At 65.3% G+C, this 25,348-nt stretch carries 30 protein-coding genes and 1 riboswitch; of the genes, 28 read left to right on the top strand and 2 right to left on the bottom strand.

Going from position 1 to position 25,348, the window contains the following annotated elements; translation table 11 throughout:
- Positions 1 to 133 precede the first annotated feature (133 nt).
- Both OKW40_RS14900 and OKW40_RS14895 read right to left on the bottom strand, forming a co-directional pair.
- The gene (locus OKW40_RS14900) at positions 134 to 937 is read right to left on the bottom strand and encodes an SDR family NAD(P)-dependent oxidoreductase (protein WP_090802109.1); all 804 of its coding nucleotides are present in this window, start codon (positions 935 to 937) and stop codon (positions 134 to 136) included.
- A complete protein-coding gene (locus tag OKW40_RS14895; RefSeq protein WP_184065552.1) occupies positions 934 to 2,685 on the bottom strand; it encodes an ABC transporter ATP-binding protein/permease in 1,752 nt (583 codons plus the stop codon). Before OKW40_RS14895 ends, OKW40_RS14900 begins: the two co-directional genes overlap by 4 nt.
- Before the next feature lie 431 nt (positions 2,686 to 3,116).
- Positions 3,117 to 3,240: riboswitch (TPP riboswitch) on the top strand.
- 221 nt (positions 3,241 to 3,461) lie between these two features.
- Between OKW40_RS14895 and OKW40_RS14890 the strand changes: the two genes are divergently transcribed.
- The 28 genes from OKW40_RS14890 to tatC all read left to right on the top strand — a co-directional run bounded on the left by OKW40_RS14890 (position 3,462) and on the right by tatC (position 25,293).
- On the top strand, positions 3,462 to 4,598 hold the full coding sequence (locus OKW40_RS14890) for an FAD-dependent oxidoreductase (RefSeq protein WP_090802108.1): 1,137 nt from the start codon (positions 3,462 to 3,464) through the stop codon (positions 4,596 to 4,598).
- Positions 4,599 to 4,655: 57 nt separating this feature from the next.
- Positions 4,656 to 4,853 carry a sulfur carrier protein ThiS gene (gene thiS, locus OKW40_RS14885; RefSeq protein WP_026225709.1) on the top strand — a complete coding sequence of 66 codons (198 nt, stop codon included), beginning with the start codon at positions 4,656 to 4,658 and terminating at the stop codon, positions 4,851 to 4,853.
- Between the two features lie 107 nt (positions 4,854 to 4,960).
- Positions 4,961 to 5,776: a thiazole synthase gene (locus OKW40_RS14880; RefSeq protein ID WP_184052290.1), complete on the top strand. Its 816-nt coding sequence runs from the start codon at positions 4,961 to 4,963 to the stop codon at positions 5,774 to 5,776.
- Positions 5,773 to 6,876, top strand: a complete 1,104-nt coding sequence (gene thiE / locus OKW40_RS14875) for a thiamine phosphate synthase (RefSeq protein ID WP_429490337.1) — start codon at positions 5,773 to 5,775, stop codon at positions 6,874 to 6,876. Before OKW40_RS14880 ends, thiE begins: the two co-directional genes overlap by 4 nt.
- Before the next feature lie 91 nt (positions 6,877 to 6,967).
- On the top strand, positions 6,968 to 7,792 hold the full coding sequence (locus tag OKW40_RS14870) for an ABC transporter ATP-binding protein (protein WP_429490335.1): 825 nt from the start codon (positions 6,968 to 6,970) through the stop codon (positions 7,790 to 7,792).
- The gene (gene mlaE, locus OKW40_RS14865) at positions 7,789 to 8,556 is read left to right on the top strand and encodes a lipid asymmetry maintenance ABC transporter permease subunit MlaE (protein WP_018420057.1); all 768 of its coding nucleotides are present in this window, start codon (positions 7,789 to 7,791) and stop codon (positions 8,554 to 8,556) included. Before OKW40_RS14870 ends, mlaE begins: the two co-directional genes overlap by 4 nt.
- 90 nt (positions 8,557 to 8,646) lie before the next feature.
- Positions 8,647 to 9,177: an outer membrane lipid asymmetry maintenance protein MlaD gene (gene mlaD, locus OKW40_RS14860; protein WP_187612918.1), complete on the top strand. Its 531-nt coding sequence runs from the start codon at positions 8,647 to 8,649 to the stop codon at positions 9,175 to 9,177.
- A gap of 19 nt (positions 9,178 to 9,196) precedes the next feature.
- On the top strand, positions 9,197 to 10,177 hold the full coding sequence (locus OKW40_RS14855) for an MlaA family lipoprotein (protein ID WP_429490333.1): 981 nt from the start codon (positions 9,197 to 9,199) through the stop codon (positions 10,175 to 10,177).
- A gap of 114 nt (positions 10,178 to 10,291) precedes the next feature.
- Positions 10,292 to 10,924: an MlaC/ttg2D family ABC transporter substrate-binding protein gene (locus tag OKW40_RS14850; protein WP_187612916.1), complete on the top strand. Its 633-nt coding sequence runs from the start codon at positions 10,292 to 10,294 to the stop codon at positions 10,922 to 10,924.
- Complete coding sequence (locus OKW40_RS14845) at positions 10,921 to 11,241, top strand: STAS domain-containing protein (RefSeq protein ID WP_184065569.1); 321 nt, start codon at positions 10,921 to 10,923, stop codon at positions 11,239 to 11,241. Before OKW40_RS14850 ends, OKW40_RS14845 begins: the two co-directional genes overlap by 4 nt.
- A gap of 191 nt (positions 11,242 to 11,432) precedes the next feature.
- On the top strand, positions 11,433 to 12,365 hold the full coding sequence (locus OKW40_RS14840; protein WP_090802100.1) for an ABC transporter ATP-binding protein: 933 nt from the start codon (positions 11,433 to 11,435) through the stop codon (positions 12,363 to 12,365).
- Positions 12,362 to 13,126: an ABC transporter permease gene (locus OKW40_RS14835; RefSeq protein ID WP_184052306.1), complete on the top strand. Its 765-nt coding sequence runs from the start codon at positions 12,362 to 12,364 to the stop codon at positions 13,124 to 13,126. Before OKW40_RS14840 ends, OKW40_RS14835 begins: the two co-directional genes overlap by 4 nt.
- Positions 13,127 to 13,141: 15 nt before the next feature.
- Complete coding sequence (locus tag OKW40_RS14830; protein WP_008918725.1) at positions 13,142 to 13,381, top strand: BolA family protein; 240 nt, start codon at positions 13,142 to 13,144, stop codon at positions 13,379 to 13,381.
- A gap of 111 nt (positions 13,382 to 13,492) precedes the next feature.
- Positions 13,493 to 14,755 carry a UDP-N-acetylglucosamine 1-carboxyvinyltransferase gene (gene murA, locus OKW40_RS14825; protein ID WP_090802097.1) on the top strand — a complete coding sequence of 421 codons (1,263 nt, stop codon included), beginning with the start codon at positions 13,493 to 13,495 and terminating at the stop codon, positions 14,753 to 14,755.
- A complete protein-coding gene (gene hisG, locus OKW40_RS14820; RefSeq protein ID WP_429490331.1) occupies positions 14,752 to 15,453 on the top strand; it encodes an ATP phosphoribosyltransferase in 702 nt (233 codons plus the stop codon). Before murA ends, hisG begins: the two co-directional genes overlap by 4 nt.
- 58 nt (positions 15,454 to 15,511) lie before the next feature.
- Entirely contained in the window at positions 15,512 to 16,846 is a 1,335-nt protein-coding gene (hisD, locus tag OKW40_RS14815; protein WP_429490330.1) for a histidinol dehydrogenase, read from the top strand.
- Positions 16,847 to 17,089: 243 nt separating this feature from the next.
- Complete coding sequence (hisC, locus tag OKW40_RS14810; RefSeq protein WP_187612910.1) at positions 17,090 to 18,160, top strand: histidinol-phosphate transaminase; 1,071 nt, start codon at positions 17,090 to 17,092, stop codon at positions 18,158 to 18,160.
- Between the two features lie 115 nt (positions 18,161 to 18,275).
- The gene (hisB, locus tag OKW40_RS14805; RefSeq protein ID WP_013090696.1) at positions 18,276 to 18,863 is read left to right on the top strand and encodes an imidazoleglycerol-phosphate dehydratase HisB; all 588 of its coding nucleotides are present in this window, start codon (positions 18,276 to 18,278) and stop codon (positions 18,861 to 18,863) included.
- A 161-nt stretch (positions 18,864 to 19,024) separates the two neighbouring features.
- On the top strand, positions 19,025 to 19,666 hold the full coding sequence (gene hisH, locus OKW40_RS14800) for an imidazole glycerol phosphate synthase subunit HisH (protein WP_429356236.1): 642 nt from the start codon (positions 19,025 to 19,027) through the stop codon (positions 19,664 to 19,666).
- Between the two features lie 181 nt (positions 19,667 to 19,847).
- Positions 19,848 to 20,600 (top strand): 1-(5-phosphoribosyl)-5-[(5-phosphoribosylamino)methylideneamino]imidazole-4-carboxamide isomerase, encoded by a 753-nt coding sequence (gene hisA, locus OKW40_RS14795; RefSeq protein ID WP_090802089.1) that lies wholly within the window; start codon positions 19,848 to 19,850, stop codon positions 20,598 to 20,600.
- Positions 20,601 to 20,845: 245 nt separating this feature from the next.
- Positions 20,846 to 21,619 carry an imidazole glycerol phosphate synthase subunit HisF gene (hisF, locus tag OKW40_RS14790; RefSeq protein WP_184065581.1) on the top strand — a complete coding sequence of 258 codons (774 nt, stop codon included), beginning with the start codon at positions 20,846 to 20,848 and terminating at the stop codon, positions 21,617 to 21,619.
- A 1-nt stretch (position 21,620) separates the two neighbouring features.
- Positions 21,621 to 22,031 carry a phosphoribosyl-AMP cyclohydrolase gene (gene hisI / locus OKW40_RS14785; RefSeq protein WP_090802086.1) on the top strand — a complete coding sequence of 137 codons (411 nt, stop codon included), beginning with the start codon at positions 21,621 to 21,623 and terminating at the stop codon, positions 22,029 to 22,031.
- Positions 22,028 to 22,423, top strand: a complete 396-nt coding sequence (locus OKW40_RS14780) for a phosphoribosyl-ATP diphosphatase (protein ID WP_184009180.1) — start codon at positions 22,028 to 22,030, stop codon at positions 22,421 to 22,423. The genes hisI and OKW40_RS14780 overlap by 4 nt, the downstream gene beginning before the upstream one ends.
- 90 nt (positions 22,424 to 22,513) lie before the next feature.
- Positions 22,514 to 22,909, top strand: coding sequence for a DUF4870 family protein (locus tag OKW40_RS14775; RefSeq protein ID WP_184052320.1), 396 nt, complete (start codon positions 22,514 to 22,516; stop codon positions 22,907 to 22,909).
- 93 nt (positions 22,910 to 23,002) lie between these two features.
- The gene (locus OKW40_RS14770) at positions 23,003 to 23,368 is read left to right on the top strand and encodes a histidine triad nucleotide-binding protein (protein ID WP_184035806.1); all 366 of its coding nucleotides are present in this window, start codon (positions 23,003 to 23,005) and stop codon (positions 23,366 to 23,368) included.
- 268 nt (positions 23,369 to 23,636) lie between these two features.
- Entirely contained in the window at positions 23,637 to 23,882 is a 246-nt protein-coding gene (gene tatA / locus OKW40_RS14765) for a Sec-independent protein translocase subunit TatA (RefSeq protein WP_090802080.1), read from the top strand.
- Between the two features lie 48 nt (positions 23,883 to 23,930).
- The gene (gene tatB, locus OKW40_RS14760; protein ID WP_090802078.1) at positions 23,931 to 24,473 is read left to right on the top strand and encodes a Sec-independent protein translocase protein TatB; all 543 of its coding nucleotides are present in this window, start codon (positions 23,931 to 23,933) and stop codon (positions 24,471 to 24,473) included.
- Between the two features lie 34 nt (positions 24,474 to 24,507).
- Positions 24,508 to 25,293: a twin-arginine translocase subunit TatC gene (tatC, locus tag OKW40_RS14755; protein WP_187612907.1), complete on the top strand. Its 786-nt coding sequence runs from the start codon at positions 24,508 to 24,510 to the stop codon at positions 25,291 to 25,293.
- The last annotated feature ends 55 nt before the right edge of the window (positions 25,294 to 25,348 follow it).

The following is a 25,348-nucleotide window of genomic DNA, read 5'->3' as shown; positions in this document are numbered from 1 at the left end:
CCCGTACGACTATCGTCGCTGCTCGCCGGCATTTTCAAAGCGCGGAACAGCTTGCGCGCTCCGCAAATGCTTTCGAACTCTTCTCGTGTCTTTCCGGATGTTGCGCCCGGAGGTGCCGGCGTGCAGGCGCGGCTTAACCGAGCGTCAAGCCGCCATCGATGTGAATCACCTGGCCGGTGATGTGGCGTGCCGCGTCGGACAGCAGGAATGCGATCAGCGCGGCGACGTCGTCCGGTTCGGCAACATGACCGAGCGGCGTGGCTTCGGCGGCGTGCGCCCACACGGCCGCGTTGTCGGCGCTTGGGCCGCGATCCTTGCGCGTGTAGCCCGGCGCCACGCAATTGACGGTCACGCCGAGCGGCGCGAGCTCCGCGGCCGCCGTTTTCGCAAGCGCTTCGAGTGCCGCTTTCGCGGCCGCCGTCGCGGCGAATGGCGCATCCGCGCGATAGCGATGCGCGACGAACGAACTCAAGGCGACCACGCGACCGCGCTTCGATGTTTCGAGCGCGGGCATCGCGCGCCGCACGAGCGCGGCGAAGGCGGCTGGCATCGCGGCGAAGGCGGCGCCGAAGGTGTCGGGATCGAGCGCGGCCAGCGTTTGGCGCTGCGCATGGCCGGCGTTCGCGACCAGTTGATCGAGTGCGCCGAAGCTCGCGAGCGTCTGATGGATCACGTGCTCCGCCGCGCCGCGCTCGGCGAGGTCGCCGAACACGGTCGCGCAGCGTGCGCCGCTTGCCGTGCAGTCGGCGGCAACCTGCACGAGCCGTCGACGGGAGGCGTCGTCTGCGCCGCGCGCGTGCAGCATCAACGACGTATGCGGCGCCGCGAGGCGCCGTGCGAGCGCCGCGCCGATGCCGGAACCGGCGCCGGTGATCAGCACGACGCGTGCGGCGGTGCCGTGCGCTTCGCTGACGTGAGCGCCGCTCGCGTCGCTCACGCCGCTACCGCTTCGACAGAACGCTCGACGTCGAGCGTTTCGTCATGGAACGCTGCGAGCGATTCGCGATGCGCGACGCTGACGATCGCAGCCTTCGGCAACCGCTCGGTGAACAGCCGATAGAGCCGCGCCTCGTTTTCCGCGTCGAGCGCGCTGGTCGCTTCGTCGAGGAACAGGTAGTCCGGCTTGTGCAGCAGCACGCGCGCGGCGGCGAAGCGCTGCTGCTCACCCGGCGACAGCACGCGAGTCCAGTGCGCCGTTTCCTGCAGACGGTCCGCGTATTCCGACAGATGGCAGGTGATGAGCGCGTCGCGGCATTCGTCGTCGCCATAGGTGTCCGCCGCCGACGGATACGCGAGCGCCGCCTTCAGCGTGCCGATCGGCATGTAGCTGATCTGCGGGATGAACATCATGCGCGCGTTGACCGGTGCGTCGATCGAGCCGTCGCCGAACGGCCACAGGCCCGCGAGCGCGCGCATCAGCGTGCTCTTGCCGGCGCCCGACGGACCGCGCACGAGCCAGCGCGAGCCCGGCCGGATCGCGATATCGCGGATGCGCGACAGTGGGTTGCCATTGGGCAGCGCGAGCTGGAGGCTGTCGGTGGTAAGCGTGTTGCTGTCGACGAAATGCAGATTGATGCCGCCATGTTCCGTGGCCGGCGACACCGATTCCTTCAGACGCGGCGAATGCACGACGCGCTTGAATTCGCGCAACCGGTTCACGGTCGCGCGCCATTCGACGAGGCTCGTATAACTGTTGATGAACCATGAGAACGAATCGCTGACCGTGCCGAACGCGCTCGAAATCTGCATCAGCACGCCGAACGTGAACGCGCCCGCGAAGTAGCGCGGCGAGGCGACGACGATCGGGAAAATGATCGCGATCTGGCCGTAGAAGCTCAGCACGAAGGTGAGGCGCTTCGTGTACTTCATCACCTGCCACCAGTTGTCGCGGATGCGGCCGAACAGCGTGCGCGCGTTCGTCTTCTCGGTTTCCATGCCGTTGTAGAACGCGATCTGCTCGGCGTTCTCACGCAGCCGGATCAAGCCGAAACGGAAATCGGCCTCGACTTTCTGTGCCTGGTAGTTGATCGACACGAGCGGATGGCCGACCTTCTGCGTGACGAGCGAGCCGCCCACCGCATACAGCGCCGCGGCCCACACCATATAGCCGGGGATCTGCAGCGGCATGCCGCCGAGCGAGATGCTCAACGCGCCCGCGAGCGACCACAGGATCGTGATGAACGACACGAGCGTGACGACGGTCGACAGCAGATCGAGCGTTAGCGACAGCGTGGTGGTCGCGAACGACTGCAGGTCGTCGCTGATCCGCTGGTCGGGGTTGTCGGCGAGACGGTCGCGCTCGATGCGGTAGAACGCGCTGTCGTCGAGCCACTCGTTCAGGTAGCGGGTGGTCAGCCACTGGCGCCAGCGGAAGCCGAGCATCTGGCGCAGATAGCGTCCATACACGGCGAGGATGATGAAACCGAACGCGAGTCCGGTAAAGATCATCAGCAGGTGCGGGAAGTCGTGGACGTTCTTCGCCTGCAGCGCGTTGTAGAAGTCCCTGCTCCAGCTATTCAGGCGCACGTTGATCCAGACGACGAGCAGGTTCATCACGATGATCGTGACGAGCAGCCCCCACGCGATGCCTCGTTCCTCGGAAACCCAGTAGGGCTTGATCAGGGTCCACGCGGAGACCTTTTCGTCGGGCGGCAGCGCGGGGCTGGCGGAAGTATGTGGTGTCATGAGCATCCTGATGAAGTGCTGACCCGAAGTGCCATTCCGGCGTACGGGTCCAATCTGGTTGACCCATGTCGGGCGATCCCGCGAACAGCAGGCGCCTTTGCGAGGGCGTGGCTGCCGCGGGTCTGCGATACCTGGCCGGGCATCGCGCCATCACGCTCGATGAACGCGAGTCCGGACGGGCGCCCGATTCTGGCGTGACGCCCTTAAGCGAAAATTAATTTTCGGGGCCGGCATCCGCTGCGGTGCCGCCGCCACGCATGCGGCCACGAGCGCCGCGCGCGCCGCGTTTTTGCAGCACCGGTCACGGCATTGTGCCAGAGCGCCGGGCCGCTTCGCACCGGCATCTCGATAGACGGTGCCAGATCAAAATTGGGGTGGCCACCATGGAGCGCTGGTTTGCGGGCGCCGCGCCTTTTATGGTCTAATGACCTGCGACGAAACAGGGGTGCTTCGCCCACAGGCGGCATGACTTTCATGCCGGGGCGGCGAGGCTGAGAGAGACCCTTTGCACCCGATCCGGGTAATACCGGCGCGGGAAGTTTCCGGAAGCAACCGTCTTCCATTCCCCGCCGGGCGGCGAGCGCAGCTCACATGTGCACGTCGTGACCGGCCGGCTTCACCCGCCGGTTTCGTCCTGGGTACGTGCGTTTTTGGCCGTACGGAAAGGACTCGATGACCGCCTATTCTTCAGACATGCATTTTTCCCTTCGTCACGCCGCCTCGGGCGAGCCGTGCCGTCTTGGTTTTGCCCGCCGCAGTCGAACGGAGCGCGCGCGATGAACCGTCCCGCCCGACCCGATTTCGCCGTGCTCGGCGGCGGCCTGTGCGGCCGCCTGGTCGCGTGGCGCCTCGCTGGCGACGGGCATCGCGTGGCGCTCTACGAGCGCGGCGATGCCACCGGTTCGCAGGCTGCCGCGTGGGTCGCCGCCGCGATGCTCGCGCCGCTGGCAGAGGCCGCGAGCGCCGAGCTGCTGATCACGCGGCTTGGCGCGAGTTCGCTCGAAAGCTGGCCACGCGTGCTTGCCGAACTGCCGGAGCCGGTGTTTTTCCAGCGCAACGGCACGCTCGTCGTCTGGCATCACGCGGATCGCACCGAGGCGCCGCTATTCGAGCGGCGCGTGCGTGCGAACGCGCCGGCCGAGTTGCTCGACGGCGGCTTCGTCGCGTTGGCGGGCGCGCAGCTCGGCGCCGCCGAACCCGCGTTGGCCGGCCGCTTCAGCCAAGGCTGGCTGCTGCCGCGAGAAGGCCAGCTCGACAACCGCCAGGTGCTGTCCGCGCTCGCGGCCGGGCTTGCCGAGCGCGGCGTCGACACGCACTGGAACACGCCGATCGACGACGCGTCGCTGCCCGAGGCCGGCATCACCATCGATTGCCGCGGGCTCGGCGCGAAGCCGGTGCTGCCGACGCTGCGCGGCATCCGCGGCGAAGTTGCGCGCGTGCATGCGCCTCACCTGCAGCTGACGCGCCCGGTGCGGCTACTGCATCCGCGTTACCCGCTGTATATCGCGCCGAAGCAGAACGGCCTCTACGTGATCGGCGCGACCGAGGTGGAGGGCGAGGACATGTCGCCCGTCAGCGTGCGTTCGGCGCTCGAGTTGCTGAGCGCGGCGTTTTCGGTGCACCCGGGCTTCGGCGAGGCGCGCATTCTCGAGCTGAATTCGCAGTGCCGGCCGACCTTGCCCGATCATCGCCCCGCGCTGCTGTGGGACGGCGCGCGCACGCTGCGCGTGAACGGCCTGTACCGGCACGGCTACATGATCGCGCCCGAAGTCGCCGACGAAGCCGTGCGCTTCGCGAGCGCGCTGCTCGACGGCCGCGTCGGTGATGCCGACGCATTCGCCGGCTGGCGGCGCGACTCACGCTGGAGCGAGCTGTTCCAGCAGCATTTCGCGCGCGAGCCGGCCCGAGCGTAGCGGCCAACGTGCCGCGCGATGCCGCTTGCGCCATCGATTGAACCGTATTCGAACACCATGGACATTCACATCAATCAGAAGCCGTTGTCGCTGCCCGAGGGCGCGACTGTCGCCGATGCGCTCGCCGCCTTTGGCGCGCGTCCGCCGTTCGCGGTCGCGCTCAACGGCGATTTCGTCGCGCGTGCGCAGCATGCGGCGCGCGCGTTGCAAACGGGCGACCGGCTCGACGTCGTGCAGCCGGTCGCGGGCGGCTGAGCGCGACCGCGCCAGCCTCTCGCTTACCGAACGCAACAACCGTCGCCGAAAACCCATTGCCGCAACGCGGTCGGTTCTAGCCGCGAGGGCAAACCAGGATGATGCAAATGACTTCTCACGAGACCGCCGACGCGCTGACGCTATACGGTCAAACTTTTGCAAGCCGCGTGCTGCTCGGCACATCGCGCTATCCGTCGCTGCAATCGCTGTCCGATTCGATCGATGCCGCGCGCCCCGGCATGGTGACGGTCGCGCTGCGCCGTCAGATGAACGAGGGCCACGCCGAAGCCGGCTTCTTCGATCTGCTCAAGCGCCATGGCGTGCCGCTCTTGCCGAACACGGCGGGTTGCCTGAGCGTCGGTGAAGCGGTGACGACCGCGCACATGGCGCGCGAAATCTTCGAGACCGAGTGGATCAAGCTCGAACTGATCGGCGACGACTACACACTGCAGCCCGACCCGGTCGGCCTGATCGAAGCCGCCGCGCGGCTCGTCAAGGATGGCTTCAAGGTGCTGCCGTACTGCACCGAAGATCTGGTGATCGGTCGCCGTCTGCTCGACGCCGGCTGCGAGGCGCTGATGCCGTGGGGCGCGCCGATCGGCACCGGCAAGGGCGTGATCAATCCATACGGGCTGCGCGTGTTGCGCGAGCGGCTGCCGGACGTGCCGCTGATCGTCGACGCCGGGCTCGGCGTGCCGTCGCATGCGGCCCAGGTGATGGAGTGGGGCTTCGACGGCGTGCTGCTGAACACGGCCGTGTCGCAGGCGACGCACCCCGACGCGATGGCGCGCGCGTTCGCGCTGGGCGTCGAGGCGGGTCGGCAAGCGTATCTCGCGGGCCCGATGGCCGAGCGCGAGAGCGCGCACGCGAGCACGCCGGTGATCGGCATGCCGTTCTGGCATCAGGATGGAGGTGCCGCATGACTCAGTCGTTGACGCTGAAGGACCGCGATCTGTTCTGGCCGACGGCCGACGAACTCATCGAAGCCGCCGAGCGCATCCGCGCACGTCTCGGCGACTGGCCGCCGACGCACGCGCCGTGGCGCATCTGCCTGATCGCACCCGACGAACCGAACGGTGGCGACCTGATCGTAACCGCCGACGCACAGCAGCACGGCGAGCAAATCGCGCGCTGGCTGACGCGGGGTGCGGGCGTGATCGTCGCCGCGGAAAACCGCGCGACGCTGCATCTGGGCGGCGAGAAGTACGGCCTCGAAGGCCATCTGGCGGAAGACTGGATTCCCGCGCTTGCCGCGTTCCTCGACTGCGGTTTCGATCCGCACGACGCGCTGGTGCTTGCGCTCGCGTGGCGCGATGGCGACGAGACCCGCGCCGACGATGCTTTCCCGGCCGACCTCGCTCGCTTTCCGCGCCTTACCGACCTGCCGGCGGCACCCGCCAAGGCGTTCCCGCGCTGCCCGGCAAGGCTCGGCCTGTATCCGGTGTTGCCGACCGCGGACTGGGTCGAACGGGTGGTCGGCTTCGGCGTGAAGACGGTGCAGTTGCGCCGCAAGTCGGCCCAACCCGCCGACGAGCTGAAGGGCGAAATCGCGCGCTGCGTGGCGGCCGGCCGCGCGCACGACGCGCAGGTGTTCATCAACGATCACTGGCTGGCGGCGCTCGAGGCGGGCGCATACGGCGTGCACCTCGGCCAGGAAGACGTGCATACCGCGGATCTGTCCGCGCTGGCCGACGCGGGCATCCGCCTGGGCCTGTCCACTCATGGCTTCTACGAGATGCTGAAGGCGCTGCATTTCCGGCCGAGCTACATTGCATTGGGCGCCGTGTTCCCGACCACGACCAAGGTCATGCCGACCGCGCCGCAGGGCTTGCGCCGCCTCGCACGCTATGTGCGGCTGCTCGACGGCGTGGTGCCGCTCGTCGCGATCGGCGGGATCGATCTGCAGGTGCTGCCGGACGTGCTCGCGACCGGTGTCGGCTGCGCGGCCGTGGTGCGCGCGGTGACGGAAGCGGCCGACCCGGCCGCCGCCGTTTCTGCACTGCAACACACGTTTACGCAATAATCGTCAGGCATAGTCAAGGAACGGGGCACCTCACGGCAGCTTTTGCACGATGGCCCTATAATTCGGCCTTCCCTGTAAAAGGATTGTCAGTTTGGTGCCTTCCTATCCCGAGACCTTACTCGAGCTGCGCGACGTCGACTTCGGTTACGGCGACCGGCTCGTCCTGTCGAATCTGAATCTGCGCTTTCGTCGCGGTCAGGTCGTCGCGGTCATGGGCGGCTCGGGTTGCGGCAAGACCACGGTGCTGCGGCTGATCGGCGGCCTCGTGCGCGCCCAGCGCGGCCAGGTGCTGTTCCATGGCGAGGACATCGGCGAGCAGACGCGCGAAGGCCTTTACGCGCTGCGCCGCAAGATGGGCATGCTGTTCCAGTTCGGCGCGCTGTTCACCGACATGTCGGTGTTCGAAAACGTCGCCTTCTCGCTTCGCGAGCATACCGATCTCCCCGAAGAACTGCTGCGCGACCTCGTGCTGATGAAGCTCAACGCGGTCGGTCTGCGCGGCGCGCGCGACCTGCTGCCGTCCGAGATTTCCGGCGGCATGGCGCGGCGCGTGGCGCTCGCGCGCGCAATCGCGCTCGACCCCGAACTGATGATGTACGACGAGCCGTTCGCCGGTCTCGACCCGATCTCGCTCGGCATCACCGCGAACCTGATCCGCACGCTGAACCGGGCGCTCGGCGCCACGTCGATTCTCGTCACGCATGACGTGCCGGAATCATTCGCGATCGCCGACTACGTGTACTTCCTGTCCAACGGCGGTGTGCTCGCCGAGGGCACGCCCGACGAACTGCGCGCGTCGACCGATCCGACCGTGCGGCAGTTCATCGACGGCGCGCCGGACGGCCCGTTCAGATTCCACTATCCGGCGCAGACGCCGCTCGAGGCGGACTTCGGCATCGGCGGAGGCCAGTCATGATCAGTACGATCGGGCGCTCGGTCATCACCGGGCTCGGCACCGCCGGCTACGCGACGCGCTTCTTTCTGCGGCTCGTGCTCGAATTTTTCCCGCTGCTGCGCCGCCCGCGTCTTGTCACGAAGCAGATCCACTTCGTCGGTAATTATTCGCTCGTGATCATCGCGGTGTCGGGGCTGTTCGTCGGCTTCGTGCTCGGGCTGCAGGGCTATTACACGCTGAACCGTTATGGCTCCGAGCAGGCGCTCGGGTTGCTGGTCGCGCTGTCGCTCGTGCGCGAGCTCGGGCCGGTCGTGACCGCGCTGCTGTTCGCCGGGCGCGCGGGCACGTCGCTGACCGCCGAAATCGGCCTGATGAAGGCGGGCGAGCAGCTCACCGCGATGGAAATGATGGCCGTCGATCCGGTCAAGGTCGTGATCGCGCCGCGCCTGTGGGCCGGCATCGTGTCGATGCCGATCCTCGCCGCGATCTTCAGCGCGGTCGGCGTTCTGGGCGGTTACGTGGTGGGCGTGCTGCTGATCGGCGTCGATGCCGGCGCGTTCTGGTCGCAGATGCAAAGCGGCGTCGACGTGTGGCGCGATGTCGGCGCCGGGGTCGTCAAGAGTGTGGTGTTCGGCCTCGCGGTGACCTTCGTCGCGCTGTTTCAGGGCTACGAGGCGAAGCCGACGCCGGAAGGCGTGTCGCGCGCGACGACCCGCACGGTCGTGTACGCGTCGCTCGCGGTGCTCGGGCTCGATTTCCTGCTGACCGCACTAATGTTCAGCTAAGACCGCGCAGCATGCCGGCTGCCGGCGGTGCATGTGCGCCGCGCACGGCGGGAGGTGGCGGCGGCGCGGCGGATTCACTTTGGGATGACGATGAAAAAGAATGTTCTCGACTTCTGGGTCGGCCTGTTCGTGGTGCTGGGTTTCGTGGCGTTGCTGTTTCTTGCACTGAAGGCCGGCAATATGAGCTCGTTGTCGTTCCAGGCAACCTACCCGGTCAAGCTGAAGTTCGACAACATCGGCGGGCTGAAGCCACGCGCGCCGGTGAAGAGTGCCGGCGTGACGGTCGGCCGGGTCGCGTCGATCGGCTTCGACAGCAACACCTACCAGGCGCTCGTCACGATCGATATCGACAAGCAATATCAGTTTCCGAGGGACACTTCGGCGAAGATCCTGACCTCGGGTCTGCTCGGCGAGCAGTACATCGGGCTCGAGCCGGGGGGCGACTCGGAAATGCTGAAGGCCGGCGATACGATCTCGATGACGCAATCGGCGATCGTGCTGGAAAACCTGATCGGCCAGTTCCTGTATAGCAAGGCCGCGGATTCCGGCGCGGCGAAGCCCGCCGCATCCGCCCCTGCACCGGCGCCGGGCGCGCCGGCCTCCGGCGCTGCCGGCCAGTAAGGCCAACAAGGAGAATTAGATGCAGACGACACTGCAGACCGCGCGCCGCGGCGCGCGCGTCCTACAGTTCGGCAAGGTCGCCGTGGCGGCTGCGCTGCTCGCCGGTTGCACGACCGTACAGACGCCTACCAAGGGCGACCCGTTCGAAGGGCTGAACCGTACGATCTTCACCGTCAACGACAAGATCGACCAGTACGCGCTGAAGCCGGTTGCGCAGGGCTACGTTCGGGTCACGCCGCAGCCGGTTCGCGACAGCGTGACGAACTTTTTCTCGAACATCGGCGACGTCTATATCGCGGCGAACAACCTGCTGCAGCTGCGCATCGCCGACGGCGTGTCCGACATCATGCGGATCGTGATCAACACGTTGTTCGGCGTCGGCGGCCTGTTCGACGTCGCGACGCTCGCGAAGCTCCCGAAGCACGACAACGACCTCGGTCTGACGCTCGGCCACTACGGCGTGCCGGCGGGCCCCTATCTGGTGCTGCCGCTGTTCGGGCCGAGCACGGTGCGCGATGCGGTCGGCTCGCTCGGCAACTACTACGTGAACCCGATCAGCTACGTCGACCCGCCGGGACTGAGCTGGGCGCTGTATGGCCTGAACATCGTCAACACGCGCGCGAACCTGCTCGGAGCGAGCAACCTGCTGGAAGGCGCGGCGCTCGACAAATACTCGTTCGTGCGTAACGCGTATCTGCAGCGCCGGCAGTATCTGTTGTCGGATAACCGCCGGCGGCCGCAGGAACTGCCGAGCTACGACGAGGAAGCGCCGCTGCCGAAGTACGACGAAGGCGAGACGGGCGCGGCAGGTGTGCCGGCCAAGCCGGCTCCCGCATCCGGCGCGGCCGTGGGCACGCCGCAAGGCGCGTCGGCACCGGAGGCCGCGTCGGGCGCCGAAACACCGCCTCTCGACCTGAAAGGCGGCCCGGAGACGCAAGTTCCGGCCGGTCAGTTGGTGCCGCCCACGCGCTTCAACTTCCCGTCCTTAAGATTGCATTGAACGTGCAGCCGTAACAGATCGATACGACTCTCGCAGTTTGCGCATGGATTGCCGTCGAACTCGCGTGATAAGGTCGATTCAAACTGTTGCATTATTTTTGAGGCAAAGCTCGATATGAAAAAATTCTTCCTGATTCCGTTGTTTGCCGCGTTGTTTTCGTTCATCAGCGCGGGCGCATCGGCGCAAACCGTCGACACCAGCTCGCCCGACGCGCTGATCAAGACCGTCACCCAGCAGGTGATGGACGCGATTCGGGGCGACAAGTCGATCCAGCAGGGCGACATCACGCACATCACGGCGCTCGTCAACGAAAAGATCCTGCCGTACACCGATTTCCGCCGCACCACCCAGCTCGCGATGGGCCGTAACTGGCGCACCGCGACGCCCGAACAGCAGAACCAGGTGGTCGAGCAGTTCAAGATGCTGCTGATCCGCACGTACGCGGGCGCGCTCGCGCAGGTGCGCGACCAGCAGATCCAGTACAAGCCGTTCCGCATGAATCCGGACGACACCGACACGGTGGTGCGCTCGGTCGTGATGAACAACGGCCAGCCGATCGAACTCGACTACCGCCTGTACAAGACGGCGCAGGGCTGGCGCGTGTATGACATCAACGTGCTCGGCGCGTGGCTGATCCAGGCGTATCAGCAGCAGTTCAACGAGCAGATCCAGCAGAAGGGCGTGGACGGACTGATCCAGTTCCTCACGCAGCGCAATCAGCAACTCGCCGCGGGCAAGCAGTCGTGAGCGACGTGCTGAACCCGGTGGCGAACCGCTTCGACAGCGGCACGACGCTGACCCACGAGAGCGCGAAGGCCGCGCTCGCAGCGGGTCTGCAACGCATCGCGGCGGGTGCGGGCGGCGTCGATTGCGCGCCGCTCACGCAATTCGATTCGTCGGCGCTCGCCGTCCTGCTCGCGTGGGTGCGGGCCGCGGCGGCGCGCGGCGGCAAGTTCGAAATCGTCAATCTGCCGGCTGGGCTCGCCAGTCTCGCGCAGGCCTACGGCGTCGATACACTTCTCTCTTCTGGCGCCTCCAGCATGGTTGCGTCAGCGCGACATTGACGCTCCTCTAGCGTCGTCTCCCCCTTTCCGGCCAGGCCGGGGGTGTCAGTTTTTGCCCTATAATCAAACGTTTTTTTGGGGCGTCGAACTGGCCCCCTAATCGGCCCCGGTTCCCGTTACTTCCAGCATTTGCGCGTCCCCAAGCTCCATTGGGGCTACTTCAGGCGCCGCGACGCACGCGGCCCATAGTCATGTCAGCCATAGAAATTCGTAACGTCAAGAAGCGCTACAAGGACTTGCAGGCGCTCAAGGGCGTCAGCCTCACGGTCGAAGAAGGCGAGTTCTTCGGACTGCTCGGTCCGAACGGCGCGGGCAAGACGACGCTCATCAGCATACTCGCGGGTCTCGCGCGCGCCGACGAAGGCAGCATCGCGGTGCGCGGTCACGACGTGGTCGACGATTTCCGCAACGCGCGCCGCGCGCTCGGCGTGGTGCCGCAGGAGCTCGTGTTCGATCCGTTCTTCACGGTGCGCGAAACCTTGCGCATCCAGTCCGGCTACTACGGGCTGCGCAACAACGACGCGTGGATCGACGAGATCATGGCCAATCTCGATCTCACCGAAAAGGCCGATGCCAACATGCGCGCGCTGTCGGGCGGCATGAAGCGCCGCGTGCTGGTCGCGCAGGCGCTCGTGCACCGCCCGCCGGTGATCGTGCTCGACGAGCCGACCGCGGGTGTCGACGTCGAGTTGCGCCAGACGCTGTGGAAGTTCATCTCGCGCCTGAATCGCGAAGGCCACACGATCGTGCTGACCACGCACTATCTGGAAGAAGCCGAATCGTTGTGCGACCGCATCGCGATGCTGCGCCGTGGCGAGGTCGTCGCGCTCGATCGCACCAGCACACTGCTGCAGCGTTTCGCCGGCATGCAACTGTTCGTGCGCTTCGCGCAGGGCGTGCTGCCCGCCGAGCTGCGTCCGCTCGAGGCGGAAAGCGGCGCCGGCAACGGTAATGGCCGCCAGCATCTGCTGCGCCTGACGAGCTACGACGACGTCGAGCGCATCCTCGCGCAGTGCCGCGCGGCCGGTTGTACATTCGAAGAAATCGAGGTCCGCAAGGCCGACCTCGAAGACGTATTCGTTCAGGTGATGAACGGTCCAGAAGTGATCGAGGGGCTTGCATGAGCGGGTACAGTGGATTTAGCACGCTGTTTTACAAAGAACTGCTGCGCTTCTGGAAGGTGTCTTTCCAGACCGTGCTCGCGCCGGTCATCACCGCGCTGCTTTACCTGACCATCTTCGGCCACGCGCTGCGCGGCCACGTGCAGGTCTATCCGGGCGTCGAATACACGAGCTTCCTGATTCCGGGCCTCGTGATGATGAGCGTGCTGCAGAACGCGTTCGCGAATAGTTCTTCGTCGCTGATTCAATCGAAGATCACCGGCAACCTCGTGTTCGTGCTGCTGCCGCCGCTGTCGCACCACGAGATGTTCGCGGCCTACGTGCTCGCGGCCGTGGCGCGCGGGCTGTGTGTCGGCTTCGGCGTGTTCATCGTGACGATCTGGTTCGTGCCGCTCGCCTTCACCGCGCCGCTCTATATCATCGTGTTCGCGATGTTCGGCTCGGCGATTCTCGGCACGCTGGGTCTGATCGCCGGCATTTGGGCCGAGAAGTTCGACCAGCTCGCCGCGTTCCAGAACTTTCTGATCATGCCGCTCACGTTCCTGTCGGGCGTGTTCTACTCGACGCATACGCTGCCGCCCGTATGGCGCGAAGTATCGCGGCTCAATCCGTTTTTCTACATGATCGACGGCTTTCGCTATGGTTTTTTCGGCGTGTCGGATATCGACCCGCTGGTGAGCCTCGCGATCGTCGCCGGTTTCTTCGTGGTGCTGGCCGCCGTGGCGATGCGCATGCTCGCTACGGGCTACAAGCTGCGCCACTGACGAGGAGCTTCTCTCATGTTGCCGACTCCCGAACAGGTCAAACAGTACATTGCAGCTGGACTCGCGTGCGAGCATCTCGAAGTCGAAGGCGACGGTCAGCATTTCTTTGCGACGATCGTCTCGCCGAACTTCGAAGGCAAGCGCCTGATCCAGCGTCACCAACTCGTGTATGCGGCGCTCGGCGACCGCATGCGCGAAGAAATCCACGCGCTCAGCATGAAGACGCTGACGCCCGCCGAATGGCAGAACGCGTAATCTGGAAACTTAGTGCGAATTACTCAGGAAGGGCGCGACACCGCTAGCGGCGCGCCGAACACAGACAAAGCAGGTCCGGACGCGAACCGGGCCGATCAGGAACCGACAGGCATGGATAAACTCATCATTGAAGGTGGCTACCCGCTCTCCGGTGAAGTTGTCGTCTCGGGTGCGAAAAACGCGGCATTGCCGATCCTGTGCGCGGCTCTGCTGAGCGCCGATCCGGTGCATCTGGAGAACGTGCCGGATCTGCAGGACGTGCGCACGATGCTCAAGCTGCTCGGCCAGATGGGCGTGCGTATCGAAGCCGGCGAAGGGCGCGTCGCGCTCGACGCGTCAAAGGTCGACAACCTCGTCGCGCCGTACGAAATGGTGAAGACGATGCGCGCGTCGATCCTCGTGCTCGGTCCGCTCGTCGCGCGCTTCGGTCATGCGCGCGTGTCGCTGCCGGGCGGCTGCGCGATCGGCGCGCGTCCGGTCGATCAGCACATCAAGGGTCTGCAGGCGATGGGCGCCGAGATCACGATCGAGCACGGCTTCATCGAAGCGCGCGCGAAGCGTCTGAAGGGCGCGCGCATCGTCACCGACATGATCACCGTGACCGGTACCGAGAACCTGCTGATGGCGGCGGTGCTCGCCGAAGGCGAGACGGTCATCGAGAACGCAGCGCGCGAACCCGAAGTGGTCGACCTCGCGCGTCTGCTCGTCGCGATGGGCGCGAAGATCGAAGGCATCGGCACCGACCGTCTGGTGATCCATGGCGTCGACAAGCTGCACGGTGCGAAGCACACGGTGATTCCGGACCGCATCGAAGCGGGCACTTTCCTGTGCGCGGTCGCGACGGCCGGCGGCGACGTCATGCTGCGCAAGATGCGTCCGCTGCTGCTCGAAGCCGTCACCGAAAAGCTGCGCGAAGCGGGCGTCACGGTCGAGGAAGGCGACGACTGGATGCGCGTGCGCATGGACAAGCGCCCGAGCGCGGTCACGTTCCGCACCTCCGAATACCCGGCGTTTCCGACCGACATGCAGGCGCAGTTCATGGCGCTCAACACGATCGCGGACGGTACGTCGCAAGTCGTGGAGACGATCTTCGAAAACCGTTTCATGCACGTCCAGGAGCTGAACCGTCTCGGCGCGAGCATCACGATCGACGGCAACACCGCGCTCGTAACCGGCGTCGAAAAATTGTCCGGCGCGAAGGTGATGGCCACCGATCTGCGCGCGTCCGCGAGTCTTGTGATCGCCGCGCTGCGCGCCGAGGGCGAGACGCTGATCGACCGCATCTATCACCTCGATCGCGGCTACGACCGCATGGAAGCGAAGCTCAATGCGATCGGCGCGAAGGTGCGCCGGGTTTCCGGGAGCGGGGCATGAGTTCGATGCCGCAAACGTCGTCGTCGCCGGCGGTCAGCGCGCCGCTCACGCTCGCGTTGTCGAAAGGGCGTATCTTCGAGGAAACGCTGCCGCTGCTCGCGGCGGCCGGCATCGAGGTAGCGGAAGATCCGGAGAGCTCGCGCAAGCTGATTCTGCCGACCACCGACCCGAACCTGCGCGTGATCGTCGTGCGCGCGACCGACGTGCCGACCTATGTCGAGTACGGCGCGGCCGACTTCGGCGTGGCCGGCAAGGACGTGCTGCTCGAGCATGGCGGCAGCGGCCTGTATCAGCCGGTGGATCTGGACATTGCGCGTTGCCGCATGTCGGTCGCGGTCGCGGCCGGTTTCGATTATGCGAACGCGGTGCGCCAGGGCGCGCGTCTGCGGGTCGCGACCAAGTATGTTGAAACCGCTCGTGAGCATTTTGCCGCCAAGGGCGTTCACGTCGATCTGATCAAGCTGTACGGTTCGATGGAACTCGCTCCGCTGGTTGGTCTCGCCGACGCGATCGTCGACCTGGTCAGCTCGGGCAATACGCTGCGCGCGAACAATCTGGTCGAGGTGGAGGAGATCATGCAGATTTCGTCGCGTCTCGTCGTGAACCAGGCAGCGCTGAAGCTCAAACGCGCCGCGTTGCTGCCGATTCTCGACGCGTTTGCCAATGCTTCGTCGAAAACCGCCGCCCCGGCGGCCTGACTGACGATGGCAATGTGACGTTGCACTGATAGCGCGCCTTACCGAAACGGATACCTGTATGTCTACCAAGATTCGCAAACTCGATTCCACCGCTCGCGACTTCCACAAGTCGCTGCATGCGGTGCTAGCGTTCGAGGCGAGCGAAGACGAAGCCATCGAGCGCGCGGTCGCGCAGATTCTGAACGACGTGAAGGCGCGCGGCGACGAGGCGGTGCTCGAGTACACGAATCGCTTCGATCGCGTCGATGCGAACAACGTGGCCGAGCTCGAACTGCCGATGGCCGAGCTCGAGGCGGCGCTCGAAAGTCTCGAGCCGAAGCGGCGCGCGTCGCTCGAAGCGGCGGCGGCACGCGTGCGCGGCTATCACGAGAAGCAGAAGATCGAGTGCGGCAGCCATAGCTGGCAGTACACCGAAGCGGACGGCACCGTGCTCGGCCAGAAGGTCACGCCGCTCGATCGCGCGGGGATCTACGTGCCGGGTGGCAAGGCCGCGTATCCGTCGTCGGTGCTGATGAACGCGATACCGGCGCGGGTGGCCGGCGTGCGCGAAATCGTGATGGTCGTGCCGACGCCGGAAGGCGTGAAGAATCCGCTCGTGCTCGCGGCGGCTCTGCTGGGTGGCGTCGATCGCGTGTTCACGATCGGCGGCGCGCAGGCGGTAGCTGCGCTCGCGTACGGCACGCAGACTGTGCCCGCGGTCGACAAGATCTGCGGCCCCGGCAACGCGTACGTCGCGTCGGCGAAGCGTCGCGTGTTCGGCACGGTCGGCATCGACATGATCGCCGGGCCGTCGGAAATCCTCGTGTTGTGCGACGGCACGACCGACCCGCGCTGGGTCGCGATGGACCTGTTTTCGCAAGCCGAGCACGACGAGCTCGCGCAGTCGATCCTGCTGTGCCCCAACGACGCGTTCATCGCGCGCGTGCAGGAAGCGATCGACGAACTGCTGCCCACCCTGCCGCGCCGCGAAGTGATCCGCACGTCGCTCGAAAACCGCGGCGCGCTGATCAAGGTGCGCGACATGGCCGAGGCCTGCGCGATCGCCAACGACATCGCGCCGGAGCACCTTGAAATTTCGGCGCTGGAGCCGCATCAGTGGGCGCAGCAGATCCGTCACGCAGGCGCGATCTTCCTTGGCCGTTACACGAGCGAGAGCCTCGGCGACTACTGCGCGGGCCCGAATCATGTGCTGCCGACGTCGCGTACCGCACGGTTTTCGTCGCCGCTCGGCGTCTATGATTTCTTCAAGCGTTCGAGCCTGATCGAGGTCAGTGCGGAAGGTGCGCAGACGCTCGGCGAGATTGCCGCGGAACTGGCATACGGCGAAGGTCTGCAAGCGCACGCACGCAGCGCCGAATACCGGATGCGGCAGAACAACAACGAACGCGGCTGAGGCGGAGCGCTGATCGCGCTGGCGCGCGGCGGAACTCAAGCAGGCGTAAGCGGGAGCAGGCGAAGCGGCGAGGGCGGCAACCGCCGCCGCATCGACCGGCTTCCATGTTTTCCGGCTTCCACCCGCTCGAGCGACGGCTCGAGCCCACCCGCCCCATTCAATAACGACGACAGAGACCAACCCGAGCGCCCCACGCCGACGACGCCGACCCGGCGTCTTTCGCACGGCCCGGCCCCCGAACCTATGACGACACCTCAAGACATCATCCGCAGCGACGTGCTCGCAATGACGAGCTATCCGGTTCCGGACGCCACCGGCTTCATCAAGCTCGACGCGATGGAAAACCCGTTTCCGCTGCCGCCGGAACTTGCCGCGCATCTCGGCGAGCGTCTGGCCGGCGTCGCGCTGAACCGTTATCCGGCGCCGCGCCCCGAGCAGTTGATCGAGCGCATTCGTCACGTGATGGGCGTGCCGGCGGGGTGCGACGTGCTGCTCGGCAACGGCTCGGATGAAATCATCAGCATCATGTCGGTCGCGTGCGCGAAGCCGGGCGCGAAGGTGCTCGCGCCGGTGCCGGGCTTCGTCATGTATCAGATGTCGGCGAAGCTGGCGAATCTCGAATTCGTCGGCGTGCCGCTCAAAGCCGACTTCACGCTCGATACCGACGCGATGCTCGCGGCGATCGCCGAGCATGAACCGGCGATCATCTATCTCGCGTATCCGAACAACCCGACCGGCACGCTGTTCGATGACGCCGAAATCGAGCGCGTCATCGCCGCGGCGGGCAAGAGCCTCGTCGTGATCGACGAGGCGTATCAGCCGTTCGCGCAGAAGAGCTGGCTGCCGCGCGCCGACCAGTTCGACAACGTCGTCGTGATGCGCACGGTGTCGAAGCTGGGCCTCGCCGGCATTCGCCTCGGTTACCTGGTCGGCAAGCCCGCGTGGCTGACCGAGTTCGACAAGGTCCGCCCGCCGTACAACACCAACGTGCTGACGCAGGCCGCCGCTGATTTCCTGCTCGACCACATCGGCGTGCTCGATGCGCAGGCCGCGCAATTGCGCGACGAACGCGAGAAACTCGCGCAGGCGGTGGCCGCGCTGCCGGGCGCCGAAGTGTTCACTAGCGCGGGCAACTTCCTGCTCGTGCGGGTGCCCGATGCGTCGGTATTGTTCGAAACCCTGCTAACGGCGCGGATTCTGATCAAAAACGTGAGTAAAATGCATCCATTGCTGGCCAATTGCGTGCGTTTGACCGTCGGTTCGCCGAACGAGAACGCCCAGTTGCTCGCCGGCCTGAAACTCGTGTTGCGGTAACCCGCCGCATCGAGCGGCGGCACTGAGCCGCTGCGTTGAACGGCTGCACTGAGCAGCCCGCCAGTTTGTCCATCCCACATTACTAGCGCTTTTAAGCCAGATTCGAGGAATTGCCATGCGCCTTGCGGAAGTCGTTCGCAACACCAGCGAAACGCAGATCCGTGTGAAGATCAACCTGGACGGCACCGGCCAGCAGAAGCTGGCCACCGGTGTGCCGTTCCTGGACCACATGCTCGACCAGATCGCCCGCCACGGGTTGTTCGACCTCGAGATCGAAGCGCATGGCGACCTGCATATCGACGATCATCACACGGTCGAAGACACCGGCATCACGCTCGGCCAGGCCGTCGCGAAGGCGATCGGCGATCGCAAGGGCATCCGCCGCTACGGCCATTCCTACGTGCCGCTCGACGAAGCGCTGTCGCGCGTCGTGATCGATTTTTCCGGCCGTCCGGGCCTCGAATTTCACGTGCCGTTCACGCGCGCGCGCATCGGCACGTTCGACGTCGACCTGTCGATCGAATTCTTCCGCGGCTTCGTGAACCATGCCGGCGTGACGCTGCACATCGACAACCTGCGCGGCATCAACGCGCACCATCAGCTCGAAACGGTGTTCAAGGCATTCGGGCGTGCGCTGCGCATGGCCGTCGAACTCGACGAGCGCGCGGCCGGACAGATTCCGTCGACCAAGGGCAGCCTCTAACGTAACGGCCGTAGCAGGCCTTAACACAGGTTTCACCGCCTCCAACGTCTTCAGGCCACTCACCTTCAGGCGATTCATCGGGCAGGACCGCATTTGCCGGCACGTCGTTTGACGCCGCGCGGCGGCATCGATGGATCGAGGGCAGAGCGGCCAAACTTGAAATGAAAACTTCGATAGCGATTGTGGATTACGGAATGGGCAACCTGCGCTCGGTTGCCCAGGCACTGCGTAAAGCGGCGCCGGAAGCGGAGGTGGCGATCGTCGATCGTCCGGAAGCGATCCGCTCGGCCGACCGCGTGGTGCTGCCGGGCCAGGGTGCGATGCCCGACTGCATGCGCAGTCTCGGCGCGTCCGGTTTGCAGGAAGCGGTCGTCGAGGCGTCGCGCAGCAAGCCGCTGATGGGCGTGTGCGTCGGCGAGCAGATGCTGTTCGACTGGAGCGCCGAGGGCGACACGCCGGGTCTGGGCCTGTTGCCCGGCAAGGCGGTGCGCTTCGAGCTCGAAGGCCAGGTGCAGGACGACGGCTCGCGCTTCAAGGTCCCGCAGATGGGCTGGAACCGCGTGCGTCAGGCGCAGCCGCATCCGCTGTGGGACGGTGTCGCCGACAACGCGTTCTTCTACTTCGTGCACAGCTACTACGTGGTTCCGGACAACCCGGCGCATACGTCGGGCGAAACGGTCTACGGCGTGCCCTTTACCTCGGCGGTAGCGCGGGATAACATCTTTGCCACCCAATTCCACCCTGAAAAGAGCGCCGAGGCGGGTTTGCGCGTGTATCGCAACTTCGTGCACTGGAACCCGTGAACGCCTTTTTTCATCCCGTTGCCGCGCGCGCGTCGCGCGGTGCCGCGGTCCCGCATCCGACCGGCGCCCCACTGGAGCGCCGAACGAGTTGTACTAAACTAGCGAGACGGTATTGCGGCGGGCTGACTCGCCAGCCGCTGCCGCCGACCTTCAATCCACTCCCAGATAACACCCGATTGCTATGCTGCTGATTCCCGCCATCGACCTGAAAGACGGTCAGTGTGTACGCCTCAAACAGGGCGATATGGACCAGGCGACGATTTTCTCCGAGGAACCGGCGGCAATGGCCCGACATTGGGTCGACCGCGGCGCGCGTCGTCTGCATCTCGTCGATCTGAATGGCGCGTTCGCCGGCAAGCCGAAGAACGGCGATGCAATCCGGGCGATCATCGATGAAGTGGGCGGCGCGATTCCGGTTCAGCTGGGCGGTGGCATCCGCGACCTGAACACAATCGAGCGCTATCTGGACGACGGTTTGTCGTACGTGATCATCGGCACGGCCGCGGTGAAGAACCCCGGCTTTCTGCAGGACGCGTGCACCGCGTTCGGCGGTCACATCATCGTCGGTCTCGACGCGAAAGACGGCAAGGTCGCCACCGACGGCTGGAGCAAGCTGACCGGTCACGAAGTGGCCGACCTCGCGCGCAAGTTCGAGGACTACGGCTGCGAGTCGATCATCTACACCGACATCGGCCGTGACGGCATGCTGCAAGGCATCAACATCGAAGCGACGGTGCGCCTTGCGCGCGCGGTCAAGATTCCGGTGATCGCGAGCGGCGGTCTGTCGAACCTCGCGGACATCGAATCGCTGTGCGAAGTCGAAGGCGAGGGCATCGAGGGCGTAATCTGCGGCCGCGCGATCTATTCGGGCGACCTCGACTTCGCGGCCGCGCAGACGCTCGCGGACAAGCTGCGCGAAGCGGACGACGCTTAAGCACGGCGTCGATGCGCGTGCTGGGCAGGTTGCGCGGGCGGCCGGCGTTGCGCTCGTGTCGGCTTGCGGCGCTCGTTCGAACGATGGCTTGCCTGTAACGCGCGTCGCACGATTAAGCGCCCGGAACCTCGCCAGCTTCCGGCCGGCACCTCACTCGCGGCGCGACGCAACCGCTCGCGCCGGCACCGTGCCGCTTGCCCGCAAGCGAGCGGCCCCATCAGCGGTATTGGCAGAATTGCACGATCATGGCTCTAGCTAAACGCATCATCCCCTGTCTCGACGTCACCGCGGGCCGCGTGGTCAAGGGCGTCAACTTCGTCGAACTGCGCGACGCGGGCGACCCGGTCGAAATCGCGCGCCGTTACGACGATCAGGGCGCCGACGAACTGACGTTCCTCGACATCACCGCGACCTCGGATCAGCGCGACCTGATTCTGCCGATCATCGAGGCGGTCGCTTCGCAGGTGTTCATTCCGCTGACGGTCGGCGGCGGCGTGCGCGCGGTCGAAGACGTGCGGCGCCTGCTGAACGCGGGCGCAGACAAGATCAGCATGAATTCGTCGGCGGTAGCGAATCCGCAACTCGTGAAGGACGCGACCGACAAATACGGCTCGCAGTGCATCGTCGTCGCGATCGATGCGAAGTGCGTGTCGGCCGACGGCGAAACGCCGCGCTGGGAAGTGTTCACGCACGGCGGCCGCAAGGCCACCGGTCTCGATGCGGTCGAATGGGCGCGCAAGATGGCCGAGTTGGGCGCGGGCGAAATCCTGTTGACAAGCATGGATCGCGACGGCACCAGGAGCGGCTTCGACCTTGCGCTCACGCGCGCGGTGTCGGACGCGGTGCCGGTGCCGGTGATCGCCTCGGGCGGCGTCGGCAATCTGCAGCATCTCGCCGACGGCATCAAGAGCGGTCACGCGGACGCGGTGCTCGCCGCGAGCATCTTCCACTATGGCGAACACACGGTCGGCGAGGCCAAGCGCTTCATGGCCGATCAGGGCATTTCGGTGAGGTTGTGACGTGACGAATCCTTCGGCAGTGAACTGGCTCGACAAGGTCAAGTGGGACGCGAACGGCCTCGTGCCGGTGATTGCGCAGGAAGCGTCGACGAACGACGTGCTGATGTTCGCGTGGATGAACCGAGAGGCCCTCGCGAAGACCGTCGAGACCGGCCGCGCGGTGTATTTCTCGCGCTCGCGCCAGCGCCTGTGGTTCAAGGGTGAGGAGTCGGGCCACGTGCAGCATGTGCATGAAGTGCGACTCGATTGCGACGAAGACGTCGTGCTGCTGAAAGTCGAGCAGGTATCGGGCATCGCGTGCCATACCGGCCGCCACTCGTGCTTTTTCCAGAAATTCGAAGGCTCGGTGGACGATGGCGACTGGCAGGCCGTCGATCCCGTGCTGAAAGACCCCGAACACATCTACAAATGACGCAATCCACGCAAAACCCGTCGCCCGCCACGGCTTCCACGCTCGACACGCTGCTGCGCCTCGCGGCGGTGATCGACAGCCGCAAGGGCGGCGATCCGGACATCTCGTATGTATCGCGCCTGTTCCACAAGGGCGACGACGCGGTGCTGAAAAAGATCGGCGAAGAAGCCACCGAAGTCGTGCTGGCCGCGAAGGACGTGCGCCAGGGCGGCGCACCGAAGGCGCTGGTCGGCGAGGTTGCGGACCTGTGGTTTCACTGCCTCGTGATGCTGTCGCATTTCGATCTGAGCCCCGCCGACGTGATCGCCGAACTCGAGCGTCGCGAAGGCCTGTCGGGCATCGAGGAAAAGGCGCTGCGCAAGAGCCGCGAGCGCGAGGAAAACGGCGACTGAGCAGCCGGAGCGGAAATCTGGCGTTTCCGCTTGAAGTCGCGCGCGCCGGCACCAATATAGCGGTAACCGCACCTCCGGGAGGACGCAAGCATGGAACAGTCGCAGGGAAGCTATCCGCCGCCGGTCTACCGCCACGCGATGGAGCCTGAGCGCGAGCGCAGCCTGCGCACGCTCACGCACGTGCTGTACGCGCTGTATGCGGTCCACTGGCTGACCGGCGGCCTCACCATTCTGGTCGCGATCATCATCAACTACGTCAAACGGTCGGACGTGGCCGGCACGCCGTACGAAGCGCACTTCGAATGGCAGATCCGCACGTTCTGGCTGGGCCTCGTCGGTTACGCGATCGGCGCGTTGCTGCTGCTCGTCGTGATCGGCATTCCTGTGCTGTGGGCAGTCAGCATATGGATGTTGTACCGTATTATCAAAGGCTGGCTGTATCTGTACGATAACAAGCCGTTCGCGAATCCGGCCAGTTGGGTCTGAACGCTAGCCGGTTCGTATGGGCGGGCCGGCTTTCGGATCGAACTTCGGCGCGGGCGGCTTCGCTCGCCCAAGTCATACCGCGTCAGGAATATGATGAGTCACGATCCGAACTGCCTTTTCTGCAAGATTGCCGCTGGCGAAATCCCGTCGACCAGGGTCCACGAAGACGACGAGTTCGTCGCCTTCCGCGACATCCGTCCGGCGGCCGAAACGCATGTGCTGGTGATTCCTCGCAAGCACATTGCAACGCTGTCGAACTGCACGGAAAGCGACGCGCCTCTGCTTGGTAGAATGCTTGTCCTGGCCGCGCGACTGGCCGAACAATTGGGGGTCGCCTATAACGGCGGCGAAACGGGCTTTCGCACGGTAATCAATACCGGTCCGGGCGGTGGTCAGGAGGTGTATCACCTGCACGCGCACATTCTCGCGGGACCGCGTCCCTGGCAACGCATGGGCTGAGCGCCGGTTCGCGCGTCAGGCGCGCTGCGTGGCAAGTGCGCACCGCCGCGAGTTTTGGTCGAGGACAATAGCGCCGTCGTTGTTTTTACCGCTGTGTAATAACGTCGACGCGATCGTGTGGCCACAATGACAGGCGTAGATGGCCGCATTGCGAGCGAGGCGGTGCAGCCTGATGTAACGTAGATATATATCGAGACGAAGCGCACGCGCTTCAGGTTATGCAAATTGGCCGCATCAAGATGCGGCGCCGGGGTTAAGGAGAGTAGTCATGGGTTCGTTGAGTATTTGGCATTGGTTGATCGTTCTGTTGATCGTCGCGCTCGTGTTCGGCACGAAGAAGCTGCGCAACATCGGCAGCGATCTGGGCGGCGCCGTGAAGGGCTTCAAGGAAGGCATGAAGGAAGCCGATTCGTCGTCGGCCGACGCGCAACAGCAGCAGCGCGAGCTGCCGCGCAACGGCGCGGTGGACGTCGAAGCGAAGGAAAAGACGCAGCAATCGAGCGATTACCGCTAAGCCGCGGCCTTCGCGCCGTTCCCGCGTTTCTGACGGACATTCCACTTCATGCTGGACCTCGGTCTAACCAAGATGGCGCTGATCGGCGTCGTCGCGCTGGTCGTCCTCGGGCCTGAGCGCCTGCCGCGTGTCGCTCGCACGGCCGGCGCGCTGTTCGGCCGCGCACAGCGGTACATCAACGACGTCAAGGCCGAAGTCACGCGCGAAATCGAGCTCGACGAATTGCGGCGCATGAAGACCGAGTTCGAGAAGGCCGCGAGCAATGTCGAAACGGCAGTTCAGGACAATCTGCGCAAGCACGAGAATGAACTGAACGAAGCATGGAATAGCGGTACGTCGGTATCGCCGAGCATCGCCGGCGGCGCGCTCGAAGACGCCGGCAGCGGAGCCAGCGGCAGCGCGGGTGCCACCTCGTGGCCCGTCAGTACGCCGGCCGCCGCGCCCAAACGCAAGACCTGGCGCGTCCAGCAGAGCGCCACGCCCACCTGGTACAAGCGAGCGAGCCTGCGGCGCACGCGCGTGCAGTCGGGCGCCGCGCGCGTTGCGCGGCACACACCTGCCAACCTGCGTCGTCCGACGCGGTTTTTCTGATGTTCAGATCGACAATCCCCAACCGAGGGCCGGTGTGAGCGACCCCCAGCAATCCCAGAACGAAGGCACTGAAGAGACCTTCATTTCCCACCTCGTCGAACTGCGTGACCGCATCATCCGTGCGGGGCTCGCTGTCGTCGTCGTGTTCATCGGGCTCGTGTACTGGGCGCCGGACATCTTCAAACTGCTCGCCCGTCCGCTGATGATGAATCTGCCGAAGGACGGCAAGATGATCGTCACCGACGTCACCGGCTCGTTCTTCGTGCCGATGAAGGTGACGATGCTGGTCGCCTTCGTGATCGCGCTGCCGGTCGTGCTGTACCAGATCTGGGCGTTCGTCGCGCCTGGGCTCTATCAGCACGAGAAGAAGCTCGTCGCGCCGCTCGTCGCGAGCAGCTACACGCTGTTCCTGTGCGGCATGGCGTTCGCGTACTTCGTCGTGTTTCCGACCATCTTCCGCGTGATGGCGCACTACAATGCGCCGCTTGGCGCGGAGATGACAACCGATATCAACAATTACCTGAGCTTCGTGCTGACGATGTTCATCGCGTTCGGCGTCACGTTCGAGGTACCGATCGTCGTCGTGCTGCTGGTGCGGATGAACGTGGTGAAGCTGAAGAAGCTGAAGGAGATCCGGCCGTATGTGATCGTCGGCGCGTTCGTGGTGTCGGCCGTCGTAACGCCGCCGGACGTGTTTTCGCAGCTGATCCTCGCGGTTCCGCTGATTCTGCTGTACGAAGCTGGCATCGTCGCGGCGCGGTTGATCGTCGGCAAGCAGCCGGTGGTCGTGGAGGATGCGAGTCCGCCGCCGTCTAGTTGAAGTGCCGCGAGTCAGTGCCGGGCGTCAAATGAAAAAGGGCAGTTCATTGCGGACT

The sequence above is a fragment of the Paraburkholderia sp. RAU6.4a genome, from assembly GCF_050435625.1.
Lineage (GTDB): Bacteria > Pseudomonadota > Gammaproteobacteria > Burkholderiales > Burkholderiaceae > Paraburkholderia > Paraburkholderia tuberum.
Note: the sequence above shows the minus strand (reverse complement) of the source record. Positions and strands in the feature narration are given on the sequence as shown.